The organism is Fontibacter flavus, assembly GCF_042432905.1.
GTDB classification, from domain to species: domain Bacteria; phylum Bacteroidota; class Bacteroidia; order Cytophagales; family Cyclobacteriaceae; genus Fontibacter; species Fontibacter flavus.
Map to the genome: position 1 here is coordinate 1 of NZ_JBHLWI010000032.1, position 16,521 is coordinate 16,521.

A 16,521-nucleotide genomic window follows, 5' to 3' on the forward strand; every position below is an offset into this window, starting at 1 on the left:
GGAGATTCTTCGCTCGTTCCTCGCTCAGAATGACGGTTACTCTTATCTGTCAATGGTAGTGAAGCGAGAAGTCTATTGATCTAACCATTATTTTTCTATTTGCCCGTTGTCCTGCTTCTCCAGAAGATGGACTCCCGTAATCTCAATCCGCACAAGAATTCGTGGCAATTCGCAAGCTTCGCGCATAATTCATTTACCTAAGAAGCAATAGACCTGGAAACACATTTCCTCCAGATTTTCCCCTCAAATCCAAAAAATTAAATATTCGAGTAATTCGTGCAATTCGTGGTTAAATTTTCCATCAATTCGCGGTTCCATTTCGCCGGCGTATCCAGACAATTTTCCGCATAAGACTACAGCGCCGGCTCTGGGGATGGTCTATACATTTTTACCCTGGGTTTCGGTACCCCTCACCCAGGGCTATTGAAAAGTTTAACCACTTCGTGGTTGGACTCAATTTCCAATATTGTATTAAGAATACCAGCGCCAGCTGCTTAGCGCCCTTGTTTCGTCTATTCCTAATTCAAACGCCAGTATTACCTTGAAAAACCTCCCCATCCTTTCAATTTTCTTTGTAAAACTTTGTGATCCTTTGTGGTCCTTTGTGGTCCTTTGTGGTAAATAAATTCCTTGTCCTCAACAAAAACGTAATCCCCTTCAGAACAAGAGTTCGTGTCAATTCGCAAGCCTCGCGCATAATTCATTTACCTAAGAAGCCTTAGACCAGATTAGACCTTTCCTCCAGATTTTCCCCTCAAATCCAAAAAATTAAATATTCGAGTAATTCGTGCAATTCGCGGTTAAATTTTCCATCAATTTGCCCGTTGTCCTGCTTCTCCAGAAGCCGAATAGCCGTAATCTCAATCCGCACAAGAATTCGTGGCAATTCGCAAGCTTCGCGCATAATTCATTTACCTAAGAAGCAATAGACCTGGTAACACATTTCCTCCAGATTTTCCCCCAAATCCAAAAATTTAAATATTCGAGTAATTCGTGCAATTTGTGGTTAAATTTTCCATCAATTTGCCCGTTGTCCTGCTTCTCCAGAAGCTGGACTCCCGTAATCTCAATCCGCACAAGAATTCGTGTCAATCCGCAAGCCTAGCGCAAAATTCATTTCCTTGTGATGCATTGATCAAAAAATGGCATCAAAATCTCCAAGTTGCCAAAATCGAGATTATAATTAATACAATTTGCGTAATTCGCGGTTAAAAAATCCTTCTCCTACCGAACCCATCTCCCAAACTTTTCAAAACTCCAACCTTTTTACTTTCTCCTTTTGCCTTGGCTCTTACTCTTTCCCGAAATCCCCCTTTCAAAATCCGAAATTCTTAATTTTTCATTCTTAATTCAACATCCTCAACCCTTTTACCTTTTGCCTTGGCTCTTACTCTTTCCTGAAATCCCCTTTTCGAAATCCGAAATTCTTCATTTTTCATTCTTAATTCAACATTCTCAACCCTTTTGCCTTTTACCTTTTGCCTTGGCTCTTCAATCATTCTACATTACTCCTCCCCTCCTTATGCTTTGCCTCTTAAAACCTTCTAAACTCCAACCACGACAACTTGATAACCCGACAACAATTACTTTGCCTTTATTTCACCACAAACCACCCATTCCGCATCTCCTCCCGATTATACCGCATCGGTTTCAAATCCGGATAGGTCAACACCTGCCTGCCTGCAGCCTCCACAATGGCCTGCGCAGCAGCAGTGTCCCACTCCATGGTGGGCGCAAAGCGGGGATAAAGCTGGGCTTTGTTCTCTACTACCAGCATAAACTTCAAACTCGAACCCATGCTGATGGTCTTCGCGCCTGGATATTGATCTATAAACTTTTGGGTTTCCTCACTCAGATGGGAACGGCTGGCAACAATGGTAGTGATTTCTTGTAAAGCTGAATTCTGTAATCGAATGGGTTCTTGCTTTCCTTCCTGTTTCCATGCTCCTTCTTCCCCGCTACCCCAGTACAACCAATCCAAAACAGGTGCATACACCACTCCAAGAATGGCCTGCTGCTGATGGATGAGGGCGATATTGACGGTGAATTCCCCGTTCTTTTTGATAAACTCCTTCGTGCCGTCCAGCGGATCTACCAGCCAGTAATAGTCCCAGTTTTTTCGGATTTCGTAAGGGATTTCAGCACCTTCTTCAGAAAGGATAGTGATACCCGTTTCCAGTAAGCCATTTACAATGACCTCATGTGCAGCCAAGTCTGCTTTGGTCAGCGGAGAGTCATCTTTCTTATATTCCACTCCCTGATCGAAGGATTGGTACACAGAAAGGATGGCCTTCCCTGCTTGCAGGGCTGTGGATTGAGCGAGGGAGCTGAGAAGTTCGAGGTTCATCAAATTTAAATATTGTAAAGAGCCAAGGAAAAAGGCAAAAGTAAAAAGTGTCCGACTCCTCCATTTAATTACTAATCCATTTTTTTGAGAATACTAGCCAAGATATTTTTCAGCTCTTTGCTTTCAGTAACCAAGAATTCCAGTTCTTCATTTGGATTATCTTCCAAAGCTTTTAATACTCTGAGCCAATAATTGGATTCTCGAGCTTCTTTTAAAGCAATTCTAACTTTATTTTTAAAATCTGCTTTTGATGATCCTGCTTGCGCTTCCTCATAGTTAGCGCCAACTGAAGTCGAAGATTTTCCTAATTGAAATTTAATGATTTGAAATTCAGAAGAATGAGGCAAATCTCTTAATAGCTTCAAACATCTTACACCGAAATTAAAAGTCCTTTCCAGCAAATCATTCTCTCTCATTTATTCATCTTATTTTTTACTTTTGAATTGGTCACTCACTTTTGCCCTTTTACTTTTTACTTGGCTCTTATAAAATTAACCTACTTGGTCCTTTTTACTTTTGCCTTGGCTCTTATAAATTAACCCTACTTGGTCCTTTTTACTTTTGCCTTGGCTCTTATAAATTAACCCTACTTGGTCCTTTTTACTTTTGCCTTGGCTCTTATAAAATTAACCCCACTTGGTTCTTTTTACTTTTGCCTTGGCTCTTATAAAATTAACCTACTTGGTCCTTTTTCCTTTTGCCTTGGCTCTTATAAAATTAACCCTACTTGGTTCTTTTTACTTTTGCCTTGGCTCTTATAAAATTAACCCTACTTGGTCCTTTTTCCTTTTGCCTTGGCTCTTAAGAATTACAACCTCGCATCCACAGCCTCCTTCGACAGGAACCCTTTCACATCATACACCACACAGCTATCAGATTTCTGAATTTCCATGCCCTTGAATTTGTCATGGGATACAGCAAGTATAACACCTGAATAGGCTCCAAGATCCAAAGGATGATCGCCGTTCAGAATTCCAATGCCATATTCATGCATCACTTCCTCCGGAGAGGCCCAAGGGTCATACACATCCACATCCATATCGAAGGACTTCAACTCATGGTAAATGTCGATCACTCGGGTATTGCGGATATCGGGACAGTTTTCTTTAAAAGTAATACCCAAAATCAGGACTTTGGAATCGATCACCTTCAGGTCCTTGCGCATCATGTGTTTGATGAGTTCGGTGGCCACATGTCGGCCCATGGAATCATTCAGTCTTCTCCCGGCAAGAATGATCTCGGGATGATACCCCACTTCCTGTGCTTTTTGGGCCAGGTAATAAGGATCTACTCCGATACAGTGACCACCTACCAATCCCGGTTTGAAAGGTAGAAAGTTCCACTTGGTACCTGCAGCCGCCAATACCTCATGGGTGTCTATCCCTAGCAAATTGAAGATTTTGGACAGTTCATTCACAAAGGCAATGTTGATGTCCCTTTGGGAGTTTTCGATCACCTTGGCCGCTTCGGCAACTTTGATGGAAGAAGCTTTATGGGTTCCAGCCACGATCACGGCTTTGTAGAGTTGATCCACATATTCCGCTACTTCAGGCGTGGAACCGGAAGTTACCTTCAGGATTTTGGTTACGGTATGTTCTTTGTCCCCTGGATTGATACGCTCAGGAGAATAACCTGCGAAAAAGTCCTCGTTGAATTTCAGTCCGGAAACCTTTTCCAATACAGGCACGCACTCCTCTTCCGTCACACCTGGATAAACGGTGGATTCATAAATGACCACATCCCCTTTTTTCAGGATTTTACCGATGGTTTCGGAGGCCTTGATCATGGGAGTGAGCACAGGCCGGTTGTGTTTATCCGTAGGGGTAGGAACGGTTACTACAAAGATATTACAGTTGGAGATGGCGGAGACTGCATCGGTAACCAGCAAGCCTTTGCCTTTTTCATCCAGTGCAATGGCATTGGAAATCAGTACAGACTGTAAAAGTTCGTCCTCTACTTCTAAGGTACGGTCTGTGCCTTTCTGGAGTTCATCCACCCTTTTCGGGTCAATATCGTAACCAACGGTTTTGAATTTTTCTGCGAATGCTACCGCCAAAGGCAGGCCTACATAGCCCAAACCAATAATGGCGATTTTGGAATCTTGTAATGGAGTCAGCATTTTTTAATCAGTGTAAAAATGGAAATATGTTTAGTTTGAAATTTCGGCGTAAATATAAGGATTGAGTATAAGTTATTGTGATTTAAGAATAAGGAATATTGAAGGAAGGATTAATTTAGATGGATTTTTTTTGATAGCGTTTGTGTTTCCGTGTATTGATGAAAGAACTTATTGTCCTGCTTCTCCAGAAGCAGGACTCACAGAATCTCAATCAGCGCAAGAATTCGTGTCAATTCGCAAGCCTCGCGCCTAATTCATTTACCTAATAAGCAATAGACCTGGAAACACATTTCCTCTAGATTTTCCCTCAAATCCAAAAAATTAAATATTCGAGTAATTCGTGCAATTTGTGGTTAACTTTTCCATCAATTCGCGGTTCCATTTCGCCGGCGTATGTGGACCATTTTCCGTATCGGAATCTTGCGCCTGCCTCCCTTTAGGAGGCAGGCTCGGGGACGGGCAAATCACTATTAACCCAGGGTTTTGGTCGTTCCTCCCTTCACCCTGGACTATCACATGTCGCCTCCCGACTTTCGGGACAGGCTATTCAGGGCTATTTCTAATTCACTTGCCCTTACTAAAACGTAACCCTAATCAAATCAAGAATTCGTGTCAATCCGCAAGCCTCGCTCAAAATTCATTTACCTAGGAAGCCTTTGACCAGGTTAAACATTTCCTCCAGATTTTTCCCTCAAATCCAAAAAATTAAATATTCGAGTAATTCGTGCAATTCGCGGTTAAATTTTCCATCAATTCGCGGTTCCGTTTCGCCGGCGTATTCAGACCATTTTCCGTATAAGATTACAGCCCCGGCTCTGGGGACGGTCTATACATTTTTACCCTGGGTTTCGGTACCCCTCACCCAGGGCTATTGAAAAGTTTAACCACTTCGTGGTTGGACTCAATTTCCAATATTGTATTAAGAATACCAGCACCAGCTGCTTAGCGCCCTTGTTTCGTCTATTCCTAATTCAAACGCCAGTATTACCTAGAAAAACCTCCCCATCCTTTCAATTTTCTTTGTGAAACTTTCCCGTTTCACGGGACAAGTTGTGATCCTTTGTGGTCCTTTGTGGTCCTTTGTGGTAAATAAATTCCTTGTCCTCACCAAAAAGGTAATCCCCTTCAGTTCAAGAATTCGTGTCAATTCGCAAGCTTCGCGCAAAATTCATTTCCTTATGATGCATTGATCAGAAAATAGCATCAAAATCCCCCAAAAGCTAAATTCTAGATTAGAATAATTTGTGTAATTAGTGGTTTAAAATCCTTCTCCCGCAGAACCCATCTCCCAAACTTTTCAATACTCCAACCTTTTTAATTTACCTTTTGCCTTGGCTCTTACTCTTTCCCGAAATCCGCCTTTCAAAATTCGAAATTCTTCATTTTTCATTCATCACTCTACATTAAAAATCAAACCAGCCCAGGTTTCTCCCTCTCCAACCGCTCATAAATCTGCTTCACTTCCTGGGCATTTTCCTTCTGCAAAACCAAAATGGCATCTTCCGTATGGATCAGGATCGTGTTCGTCAAACCGGTAAACTCCGTATGCAGGTCTGTGCCGATTACCATATTGCCCAAATCGTCTTTGGGATAGCCTTGTTCACTGAGGTATTGATAGATGGATTCAAAAGAGCCCATGTCGGACCAATCAAAGGCAGCAGAAACCATCTTGATCTTATCCGTCCTTTCCATCACCGCATAATCCACGGAAATGGAAGGTATAGCTAATGAAAGTTCTTCGCTCAGAAACGCTCCCTCCAAGCTATTGAAAGCTTCTAATGATTTTTCATACACCTCAGGCTCATACTTGGCCAGTTCATGAAGAAAAACTTCTGCCCTAGAACAGAACATTCCTGAATTCCAGAAAAAATCACCACTTTTTACAAAAACTTCGGCGGTTGGACGATCCGGTTTTTCCCTGAAACTCACTACCTCTTCCCCATTCGCTTCAATATAGCCAAAACCTGTTTCCGGACTCTTTGGTGTCAGACCAAAGGTCACCACATGGCCTTCCACCGCCAATTGGATGGCCCGATTCACTGCTTCTGAGTAGGCTTTACCAGGCTGAATGAGGTGATCGGAAGGGGTTACAAACAAGATGTCTCTTGGATCCCCTGAGAAAGCTGCAAATGCTATAGCTGCTGCGGTATTACGTGGGCAGGCCTCAATAATTTCTCTATAATGGGCAACCCCTGCTTTATTGAGGTCTTTTCTGGATAACAAGTAATTGTCTTTGTTGCCGACAATCAAAATCTCTTGACAAAAAGACTGGTTTCTCCGCACCGTCTTTTGGAACAAAGTCTCCCCCTCAAAAATAGGCAGGTACTGCTTAGGTCTGCTTTTCCTGGATAAAGGCCAAAGACGGGAACCGACCCCGCCACTAAGAATAACGTTTATGATGGACATAATCTATTTATACAAAGAATCAATTTACGAATTTAAGGGAATAGAGGAAGAGACCGGCAAACTAGATAAGATTTATCAAACTTTGTTGATGATAATTTGAAATTAAAATTTTTATTTTAGATTTACTCTGCAATCAAATTGTTTACAATTGACTGCATTTAATCGCCCTAGTTTATACAAATCATTATTTTATTCAGGCATTCTTTTTTCTGATGCCTCCTTATTGATTATTTCATCAACAAAATAGGATTATGAAGTTAACTTCTATTAAACTGATCACTACTCTCTTTTTCTGTATTGCCCTATGTTCAGGCAATCTGGTTACCGCTCAAAATTTTCAAAAGCAGGCAACTGACAAAACCCATCAAGTAAGTTTAGGCGTGGGACCATCATTCATCTATGCAGACAATGGGGGAGACTACCCCAGTATGACCTTTCCCGTCAGGCCTAACTTTTCATTGGCCTATACCAAAAGTTTGGTCAAATGGATGGGGATTCGCTTCAGCACAGGTCTGCAAAGAGTAGGTAGCTGGGACGGATTTAATCCCGGAACTCTTGAAAACTGGGCATCTAGAAACCAAACAGCTTCCTATAAGGGTTCTGCTATGTATTTTGACATCATGCCACAATTTTTGTTGTTCCCTCAAGACCATATCACCAGTAGACCAAAATTCAATGCCTATGGTGGAATTGGTTTCGGTGCACTTTACATCAACCGTAACCAAAACCCCGATAGTGAAAACAGCAATAGGGTCAGTACCGTGACTTCCTACCTCCCAATCCGTGCGGGGGTGACTTATGTCATCGGTGACTTATTTAATATCGGACTTGAAGCCACTTTCTTCAAAACCTTTGCGGATGATTTGGATGGAAATATTGGCCACAATAACAGGAATGACCATATGGGACAATTCAACGTGGTATTACACCGTTATTTCTAATTAAACCAAAAAAATACAGTTGCTTAACAAGTAAAAGTTGCGATCACTCCAAAGTTGTTCTGCAAGAATACGGAACAGAAAACAGCAGTCACGAGACTGCTGTTTTTTGATTTTTTTAATCCTTATGATAGACCAAACCATATCATTCTCTGCTCTGGTGACGGGCTGGGCATTCCAACCCTACTGTTAGGCAATCCCGCTGGGATTATTCCAGCCTTCTCTTAAGATAGACAAAGTTGTCCTGCTTCTCCAGAAGCTGGACTTCTCTATTCTCCATCAGTTCAAGAATTCGCATCAATTCCAAAACCTTGCGCCTAATTCATTTTCCTATGATGCCTTGATCAGGAAATGACATCAAAAACCCCCAGCCGCCAAAATCTAGATTATAAAAATCAGTGAAATTAGTGGTTAAAAAATCCTTCTCCCGCAGAACCCATCTCCCAAACTTTTCAACACTCCAACCTTTTTACTTTTACTTTTTGTCTTGGCTCTTACTCTTTACTGAAATCCGCACTTCAAAATCCGAAAACCCAACTCTTCAAAACATAAATGACTCGTAATACATAAATTATCCACTAAAATGCAAAGTCAGAAAAAATAATTCAAAAATCTCTTGGGGATAAAAAAAATAGTCATGATGTTTACTATAAGCAGAGGTGAAGTGAAGATTTTTAACCAAAAATCTACCATCTTCATCCATACCTAATTTTGTTACTTTAACTCTAATCCATATGAAAAAGCTATATATAATGAGGTTTATCTTCCCTCTATTGGCTTCTTTGGTTTTCATGGCCTGCTCTGACGATGATGAGCCCAAAGATGAAAACCCAGTAACGTCTGTTCCTTGGGCAAAAGTCGAAAACCTGACCGGTGACGTTTACAATAGTCAGGTGATTAACGACAAACTGACTATTCTTGGCAGAAACAATCTGTTCTTTGATGTACAATTAGATGCCGTGAGCAATCCTCAGAGTATCGTGAATTTCCTGACAAGGCTCGGCAGATACAGACTTCCCCTATCACAAGATATATTTATATCCCGTTCAGAAACAGAAGTTTTTTTATTCCCTATCAATGCAGTCAACCGGGATAATGCCACAGTTCTTGACCTAAAGACGTTCGATCCTAATTTTTCCACATTTGAGGACATTCCTTTTTGGCAAGGTGATGTAATGGGTATGGACCCGGCAGGTACTACAGTATTGGTTCCTTACAGAACTATCGTCAATGGTTTGGCGACCAGTAATCCAAACTACCTATTATTAAAAATCGGACTGGAAGAAGGTAAGGTAGTTGTCCGTGAACACAAATTGATCAAAGAACAATTACGTGATTATTATGTGGAAACCACTAGTATTCGCTCCATGAGGAATTTCTTTATGGTAGTGATAGAAGGCAGTACCTATAAAATCAACCATAATGGTGATCTGGAATTAATTGGCAATACAGCTTTACGTGGTGTTGAGCGTGAAAATCAGATCTATTTCTTCTCAGAAAACAGAGATTCAGGAAAAGTTACGGTGACGAATGCCGACATCAATGGAGGTAATAGAAGAGCTATTGGGGAGTTTGACTTAAGCTTGGAGACACTTAGTGCAGGGTATTCTGTTGTAGACAATCAGATCATCGGATATTCCGGTAAAAACATCTTTTTGATAACTTTGGCAGCGAACTCTGTGAAAGCAGAATTGCTGAACAGTCAGGGAATGGAAGGATCAATTTCTTCCATGAACAAAGTAGGCGACAAGGTTCTGATCACCTTGATCCGTTCAGGTCAAGGCGGCGCTGTCACCAAACCTCTTGCCAATTTTATAGACAAGATTAAATAAAACTTGATCAGCTTTCCATTCAATACCTGATTGGGAAACAGTTTCCCAGTCAGGTATTTTTTTTTACCAATATCCCGAAGTGAATGGAAATTATAGATATCCTACTTCTCTAGAAGCCGGACTCACGTAATCTCAATCCGCACAAGAATTCCTGTTAATTCGCAAGCCTCACGCATAATTCATTCCCTTGTGATGCATTGATCAGAAAAAGGCATCAAAATCCCCCCAGCAGCCAAAATTTAGAATATAATAATTAATGAAATTTGTGGTTTTTATTTCAATTTAATTCTCGGTTCTATGTCGCCAAAATTACTTAAAAAACTTCCCCTTTCCTCCTTTTCCCTTTGTGATGCTTTGTGATTCTTCGTGGCCTTAGTGACCTTAGTGACCTTAGTGGTCAATGAATTCCTTGCCATAACCAAAAACGTAATCTCAATCAACACAAGAATTCGTGCAAATTCATAAGCTTCGCGCAAAATTCATATACCTAAGAAGCAATGATGTAAAAATAGCTTTACACATTCACCGCTGCCTAATTCCAGGAAAAATTAATTAGTGCAATTCGTGTAATTCGCGGTTTAAAAAACACTTCTCCTACCGAACCAAGCTCCCAAACTCACCAAGCTCCTATTTTCCGAAATCCGACTTTCGAAATCCACCTTTCAACCCACCCCTTTCCATTCATCAACCTAAATCCCCCTCCATATCAAAAGCTTGTTTTCATTGGTTTTTATACACTTATTTGAGTATTAATTATTCAAAAACCATCCTAAACGATGATCAAAACATATACAAAATTTGCCCAAATAGGCTGGCTTGGTCTGATAATGCTCCTGGCATTCATCCTTCCACAGCAAAACCTTTTCGCCCAACAGGTGGACATGAGCCAGTTCAAGGCCATGAAAACTCGAAATGTGGGCCCTGCCGCCATGAGCGGCCGTATCACTGCCATAGATGCAGTCCATGAAAACCCGAATATCATTTATGCAGGCTCGGCTTCAGGAGGCCTATGGAAATCCACTTCCGGAGGCATTACCTGGGATCCGATTTTCGACGAAGAAAAAGTGCATTCTATCGGTGCCATCTCGATTTACCAGAAAAACCCAAACATTATCTGGGTAGGTACAGGTGAAGGCAATCCAAGAAACTCCCTGAATATGGGTTATGGGGTTTACCGCTCACTAGATGCCGGTAAAACCTGGCAAATGATGGGCTTGGAAAAAACCAAAGCCATACACCGAATCATCGTCCATCCAGACGACCCAAATACCGTTTTTGTAGGGGCTATTGGCTCCCCATGGGGCGAACAAGAGGAAAGAGGTGTTTACAAAACCACAGATGGCGGTAAAACCTGGAAAAAAATCCTTTATATAGACGCTAAGACGGGTGTTGGGGAAATGATCATGGATCCCAACAATCCCAACAAGATCTTTGTCAATATGTGGGAACACAGAAGATACCCTTGGTTCTTCAAATCAGGTGGACCTTCTTCAGGTCTGTATGTGACCATTGACGGTGGTGACAACTGGAAAAAACTGGATGACAAAAACGGTCTGCCAAAAGGAGACTTGGGCAGAATGGGATTAGCCATGTCAAAATCCAATTCCAACAAAATCTATGCTTTGGTAGAATCTTCCAAAAATGCCCTTTATGTATCGGAAGATGGCGGAGACAATTTCAAAATGGTCAATGACAAAGGTGAAATCGGTGACCGTCCATTCTATTATTTTGAAATCTACGCAGATCCTAAAAACGCAGACAGAATTTACACCCTCTATTCCAGAGTGGGTATGAGTGAAGATGGTGGACGTTCTTTTTCGCAGCTCCTCTCTTATGAAGGTGTACACCCTGACCACCATGCTTGGTACATCAATCCGAATGATCCAAATTTTATGATTGATGGTAACGATGGTGGGCTGAACATCACTAGAGACGGTGGCAAAACCTGGTTTTTTGCAGAAAACATCCCAGTTGGCCAGTGGTACCATATCAACGTCGACAATGAAGTGCCTTACAATATTTATGGAGGTCTTCAGGACAACGGTAGCTGGGTTGGTCCATCCTACGTATGGAGAAGAGACGGTATCCGCAACACCTACTGGCAGGAAATCATGTTCGGTGATGGATTCGATGTGGTGTCAGATCCGGACAACTCCAGATATGGCTATGCCATGTCTCAAGGAGGTAACGTGGCGAGATTTGACAAAGAAACAGGACATAAGAGAACCATCAGACCTACCCATCCAGATAAGGATGTTTTCCTAAGATTCAACTGGAACGCTGCTATTGCCCTTTCTCCACATAATTCTGCAACCATCTATTATGGTAGCCAATTTTTGCACAAGAGTACTGACCGTGGTGAAACCTGGGAAATCATTTCTCCGGATTTGACTACTAATGATCCTGAAAAACAAAAGCAACAGGAAACTGGTGGCTTAACCTTTGACATCACAGGAGCGGAAAACCACACCACTATCATCGCCATTGCACCTAGCCCGATTGATCCAAATGTGATCTGGGTGGGTACGGATGATGGCAATGTGCAGGTAACACGTGATGGCGGTAAAACCTGGACAAATACCGCAGCCAAATTGACCGGATTGCCAAAGGGCAGCTGGATTCCACAAATCCAAGCCTCCAAATACGATGCAGGTGAAGCCTGGATTGTCGCCAACAACTACCGTAACAATGATTTCTCTGCCTATGCGTACAGAACCAAAAATTATGGCAGTACTTACGAAAGAATTGCAGATGACAGCAAAGTATGGGGTTATACCCTGTCTGTTATCCAAGACCCAGTAGAGCCAAACCTCGTTTTCTTGGGAACTGAGTTTGGATTGTATGTCAGCTTTGACAATGCAAAAACCTGGAACCAATGGAGACATGGCTATCCAAATGCAGTGTCAACTTATGACATGGTAATTCAGGAAAGAGAAGCGGATTTGGTCATCGGTACCTTTGGCCGTTCTATTTATGTGTTAGATGATATCAGACCATTGAGGGTATATGCCAAAAACCAAGGCAAAGCACCTGCAGCAAAAATTACAGCTGTAGAACCTTCTGATGCCTATCAGGCAGAAATCAACCAACCGCACGGTGAGCGGTTTGCAGCAAGTGCTAAGTATACTGCTGAAAACAGGGCTTTTGGCGGTAGACTGCATTTTATCCTTAATGATGCTGGTAAGGAAAAATTGGATACCGTGACCGTTTCCATTATCAATGCAGCAGGTGAAAAAATCAGAACCATCAAGACGGTACCTCAACAGGGTGTCAATCAGGTAATCTGGAATCTTGATCGTAAGTCCTCAGTGGACACCCCAATGGGCAGAGGTGGAGCCGGTGGTGGATCAAGAGCCAGAGGTTTCTTCGAACCTAGTGGCGGCGCTGCTTTGCCAGGAACTTATAAAGTAGTATTTGAATATGCGGATGCTTCTTCCGAAACCAGCATCAAAGTGCATGCTGATCCAAGAATCAACCCTGCTTTGGCGGATCTTCAGGCAAGAGAGACCTTCATCAAAGAAGTGGAAGTCTTGAGTGCTGATGTGATGAAGGCCACTAGACAGTTGGATGAAGCTAAAAACACCATCGATAAATTATTGGCCTATGCCAGAGGTATCGAAGATACGGAAGTGAAAGAATTGGTGAAATTGGCCAATGATACCAAAAAGAAAATAGATAGCACAAGAGAAGCATTCTATGGTCCAACAAGAGAAGGACAAGGTATTGTGAGAAATCTATATCCAACCACAATGAGCAGACTCTTTGCTCCTAGAAGTTATGCCAACTCCTCTTATGGAGCACCTGGAGCAACTGAACAAAGGTTGATGCAACATGCCAAACAAAGTGCTGAAGAAGCGATGAAGGTGTATAGTGCATTCTTCGAAAATGACTGGAAACCTTTCGAAGAAAAAGCCAAGGCTACGAAGATAGATATCTTCCAAGTCCTGGATAAATAATAAGCCCAACAAAAAAGCCCCGGTTTCGGGGCTTTTTTGTTATTATGTCTAACCTACTCTAATGGAATGAATACCTTACTAGTCCAGGCCCGAAGGGGCGTGATATCCCATCGATACATCAAGGCTCCAGAATCCCCATACCAAAAAGCGCAAAGTCATACTTCACAGGGTCCTGAGGATCAAAGATTCGTAACCTCTCGGTCAACTCTACTGCCGTCTGCCAGTCCGTCTGCTTCCTACTGATCAATCCCAGCTTCCTCCCCACCCTATCCACATGCAGGTCACAGGGACAGATCAACTGATACGGTTTGATGGTTTTCCATATACCAAAATCAACACCTTTATCATCCTCCCGCACCATCCAGCGCAAAAACATATTGATCCGCTTACAGGCAGCCTTCCTCTTGGGCGTCGCCACATGCTTTCTAGTCCTCTGAGGCGCATCGGGCAATTGAAAAAAGAAATCGTGAAAGTTGATCAAAAGCCTTTCCATCACATCCACTTCCTCAGTCCATCCTATGGTGAAAGCCTCCTCCAAACTCTCATAGTTTTGATAAAACCACCTGAAGAATGCAATGAAATACAGTGTATCAATATCGTTAAACGTCCGGTGCTTGAAATTCAAAAAAGGCCTCAAATCCTCCTCTTGATGATTCAGCACAAAATCATGTGGCGCATTGTCCATCATGGCCAATAGCTCCAAACACTTGTTAATGATGGTTTTCCGCTGTCCCCAAGCCAAGGTGGCGGCTATAAAACCGGCAATTTCAATGTCCTGCTTTTTGGAAAATCTATGGGGTATGGAAATAGGATCGAGCGTGATAAAATCAGGTTGGTTATACTCGGCAACTTTCTGATCTAAAAATTCTTTTAACTCCATCTCAGATCGCCACCTTTACTTCTCCCCCCTGAATCCCATCAAACCATTTGAACATCAGATTATTGCCCTGACGCTCTGAAAGGTGCCAATCAAAACATTTGATCGTGGTCAAAGAAGTGATTTTGTCACTGTCCGAATCATACAAACAAATATCAAAATCTGGAAGATCCTTGGAATCCGTGGCATTCCATTTTTCCAACAATAAACCTTCCTCTAAAAACTTGATCTTTCCTCCAAAATAAAAATCCTCCAATACAGAAGGAACACCATCTTTTCTCCTAATCTGATAGCAAGTGGGGCCAAACATGATCTGTTTGAAAACCTTGGCTTCCAACAGACCATTGGTATTTGGCAACTCTTCCCAGTCTGATTTCTGTACAATCGGCTTCCTCTCACCCGGCTTGAGCTGTGTAAAAAATCGGGAAAGTGCAGAAAAAACATAGGTCATTCCCACAAATAACATCCCGAATGTCGCAAGCACTGGATAAGAAATGATGAAAATGGCATTCCAGATAAACCTGAAGATGTGGTGAAATATCAGTTGGAATTTATTCATGAAGGTATTCTAAACTGCCACAAAGGTACAGTCTTATCTCCTCTTTCGCAAAATTAGCCAGATACAACATCCCATCGTAACTCACCGGTCAAACTGTTTTAAATACTTTCCAACGGCATTTCGCTATTTCAAAATTTGGGTTTTGGATTTTGAAGCTTGAGCTTTGAGTTTTGGAATTTGGTAATTGGTAATTGATAATTGGCAATTAATACGAAATCTCAACAGGGAATCTCGCATTCACCGCCCTAAGTTGGTCAAATGCCGCTTTGGAAAGTTTGATCACCAAACGGCTGTTATCGCCTGTTTCCGGCAACTTCCCTACCACCCTGGCAAAGATGGTGATATCATTTTCTTCATTCCTAACCCTCATGATAGTGCCCACTGGTGCATTTCTGTGCAGTACTAAGTATTTCTTATGATTACCAGTTCCTTCTATTACTTCCGCCAAACCTGTTTCCTTGATATTTTTGTAAGCTGTATTGCTATTGTCAGTAGAGACTTCTGGATTGGAGGTAGTCAATCTTCCTTCAGTTCTTTCATTGTTTATCACCACAGGAACGGAAGCAGTGACAACAGGAACTTTTTCAGCATCAGCCTTTTCCCTTCCCACTTTCAGGTTTTGTCCTAAACTCAGGTTATTGGATGACAAGGCGTTCCATTTGATCAGGTCTTCTACTTTTGCATCGTATTTTTGGGCTATGGCAAACAAGGTTTCCCCCTGTGCTACAGTATGGGTAATCCAATCTCCAGGCAGACCACTTGTGTTAACACTTCCGCTTGCTGAAGCAGACGGCGTAGATACCGCTGGAGCAGACACTGCTTTATCTTCTTCCCTTGCTTTTGCTACAGGCTTTTCCGTCTCTGCTTTTTTCTTAGCTTCCTCCACTTTTTCAGTGGCTGCGGCTACAGGCTGTTGCACAGGTTTGGCTACTTCCTCTTTTTTCTCCACTACTGGAGCAGCTGCAGCTTTCTGAATCACCAATGCCTGCCCGACACTCAGGTCATTACCTTGCAGGTTGTTCCATTTCATGATATCCCCAACTGTCACTCCATATTGCCTGGAAATGGAAAACAAAGTTTCACCCTGAGCAACTTTATGCAGCTGAGAACCCTCAGGAATGGCTGCTTTCGTGATATACGGCACACGGATTCTCTGACCCATCTTCAACCCATCCTGTAATTGTTCATTACTCTGAAGAATATCACTGATAGCCACCTGATATCTTCGGGATATACCAAAAAGAGTTTCTCCCTGATCTACCTGGTGAATAATGAAGGTTTTGTCTCCTACTTTTTCTATCCCAATGGAATCCAATGGTGTCAATTCCGCGGCATTGGCATTCCATATCAACATGAGCCCAAAACAAAATACAATCAAATTCTTCATAAACTTTCCGCTAATTTTAATGCACAAATTTCAGATTAATTTTATCAATTGCAAGCAAAGACTAGAGCAATGGGGCTATTCTTATTTGCTTTAGCTTTCT

The 16,521-nt window shown here is 42.0% G+C and carries 10 protein-coding genes; 3 read left to right on the forward strand and 7 right to left on the reverse strand.

Annotation, left to right across the window (positions count from 1 at the left end; all coding sequences use genetic code 11):
• Positions 1 to 1,594 precede the first annotated feature (1,594 nt).
• The 4 genes from cysQ to ACFFIP_RS11575 all read right to left on the reverse strand — a co-directional run bounded on the left by cysQ (position 1,595) and on the right by ACFFIP_RS11575 (position 6,872).
• Positions 1,595 to 2,347 carry a 3'(2'),5'-bisphosphate nucleotidase CysQ gene (cysQ, locus tag ACFFIP_RS11560; RefSeq protein WP_382387807.1) on the reverse strand — a complete coding sequence of 251 codons (753 nt, stop codon included), beginning with the start codon at positions 2,345 to 2,347 and terminating at the stop codon, positions 1,595 to 1,597.
• Between the two features lie 71 nt (positions 2,348 to 2,418).
• Positions 2,419 to 2,763 (reverse strand): four helix bundle protein, encoded by a 345-nt coding sequence (locus ACFFIP_RS11565; RefSeq protein ID WP_382387808.1) that lies wholly within the window; start codon positions 2,761 to 2,763, stop codon positions 2,419 to 2,421.
• A 392-nt stretch (positions 2,764 to 3,155) separates the two neighbouring features.
• Positions 3,156 to 4,466 carry a nucleotide sugar dehydrogenase gene (locus ACFFIP_RS11570; protein WP_382387809.1) on the reverse strand — a complete coding sequence of 437 codons (1,311 nt, stop codon included), beginning with the start codon at positions 4,464 to 4,466 and terminating at the stop codon, positions 3,156 to 3,158.
• A gap of 1,410 nt (positions 4,467 to 5,876) precedes the next feature.
• Complete coding sequence (locus ACFFIP_RS11575) at positions 5,877 to 6,872, reverse strand: mannose-1-phosphate guanylyltransferase (protein WP_382387810.1); 996 nt, start codon at positions 6,870 to 6,872, stop codon at positions 5,877 to 5,879.
• A 251-nt stretch (positions 6,873 to 7,123) separates the two neighbouring features.
• On the opposite strand from ACFFIP_RS11575, the gene ACFFIP_RS11580 reads away from it, so the two are divergent.
• The 3 genes from ACFFIP_RS11580 to ACFFIP_RS11590 all read left to right on the forward strand — a co-directional run bounded on the left by ACFFIP_RS11580 (position 7,124) and on the right by ACFFIP_RS11590 (position 13,598).
• Positions 7,124 to 7,813 (forward strand): hypothetical protein, encoded by a 690-nt coding sequence (locus ACFFIP_RS11580; RefSeq protein WP_382387811.1) that lies wholly within the window; start codon positions 7,124 to 7,126, stop codon positions 7,811 to 7,813.
• Between the two features lie 731 nt (positions 7,814 to 8,544).
• A complete protein-coding gene (locus ACFFIP_RS11585; protein ID WP_382387812.1) occupies positions 8,545 to 9,642 on the forward strand; it encodes a hypothetical protein in 1,098 nt (365 codons plus the stop codon).
• 776 nt (positions 9,643 to 10,418) lie between these two features.
• A complete protein-coding gene (locus ACFFIP_RS11590) occupies positions 10,419 to 13,598 on the forward strand; it encodes a VPS10 domain-containing protein (protein WP_382387813.1) in 3,180 nt (1,059 codons plus the stop codon).
• Between the two features lie 118 nt (positions 13,599 to 13,716).
• Here ACFFIP_RS11590 and ACFFIP_RS11595 read toward each other — a convergent pair whose 3' ends face one another.
• The 3 genes from ACFFIP_RS11595 to ACFFIP_RS11605 all read right to left on the reverse strand — a co-directional run bounded on the left by ACFFIP_RS11595 (position 13,717) and on the right by ACFFIP_RS11605 (position 16,421).
• Positions 13,717 to 14,478, reverse strand: coding sequence for a TIGR02757 family protein (locus ACFFIP_RS11595; RefSeq protein WP_382387814.1), 762 nt, complete (start codon positions 14,476 to 14,478; stop codon positions 13,717 to 13,719).
• A gap of 1 nt (position 14,479) precedes the next feature.
• On the reverse strand, positions 14,480 to 15,034 hold the full coding sequence (locus tag ACFFIP_RS11600; protein WP_382387815.1) for a hypothetical protein: 555 nt from the start codon (positions 15,032 to 15,034) through the stop codon (positions 14,480 to 14,482).
• A 205-nt stretch (positions 15,035 to 15,239) separates the two neighbouring features.
• Positions 15,240 to 16,421, reverse strand: coding sequence for a LysM peptidoglycan-binding domain-containing protein (locus ACFFIP_RS11605; protein ID WP_382387816.1), 1,182 nt, complete (start codon positions 16,419 to 16,421; stop codon positions 15,240 to 15,242).
• Positions 16,422 to 16,521: the final 100 nt, after the last annotated feature.

What these genes read in the sequence shown, in the direction of transcription:
- ACFFIP_RS11580 (WP_382387811.1), top strand. Translation starts at nt 7,124, where the DNA reads ATGAAGTTAACTTCTATTAAACTGATCACTACTCTCTTTTTCTGTATT.
- ACFFIP_RS11600 (WP_382387815.1), bottom strand. Translation starts at nt 15,034, where the DNA reads ATGAATAAATTCCAACTGATATTTCACCACATCTTCAGGTTTATCTGG.
- ACFFIP_RS11595 (WP_382387814.1), bottom strand. Translation starts at nt 14,478, where the DNA reads ATGGAGTTAAAAGAATTTTTAGATCAGAAAGTTGCCGAGTATAACCAA.
- ACFFIP_RS11575 (WP_382387810.1), bottom strand. Translation starts at nt 6,872, where the DNA reads ATGTCCATCATAAACGTTATTCTTAGTGGCGGGGTCGGTTCCCGTCTT.
- ACFFIP_RS11585 (WP_382387812.1), top strand. Translation starts at nt 8,545, where the DNA reads ATGAAAAAGCTATATATAATGAGGTTTATCTTCCCTCTATTGGCTTCT.
- ACFFIP_RS11590 (WP_382387813.1), top strand. Translation starts at nt 10,419, where the DNA reads ATGATCAAAACATATACAAAATTTGCCCAAATAGGCTGGCTTGGTCTG.
- ACFFIP_RS11605 (WP_382387816.1), bottom strand. Translation starts at nt 16,421, where the DNA reads ATGAAGAATTTGATTGTATTTTGTTTTGGGCTCATGTTGATATGGAAT.
- ACFFIP_RS11565 (WP_382387808.1), bottom strand. Translation starts at nt 2,763, where the DNA reads ATGAGAGAGAATGATTTGCTGGAAAGGACTTTTAATTTCGGTGTAAGA.
- ACFFIP_RS11570 (WP_382387809.1), bottom strand. Translation starts at nt 4,466, where the DNA reads ATGCTGACTCCATTACAAGATTCCAAAATCGCCATTATTGGTTTGGGC.
- cysQ (WP_382387807.1), bottom strand. Translation starts at nt 2,347, where the DNA reads ATGAACCTCGAACTTCTCAGCTCCCTCGCTCAATCCACAGCCCTGCAA.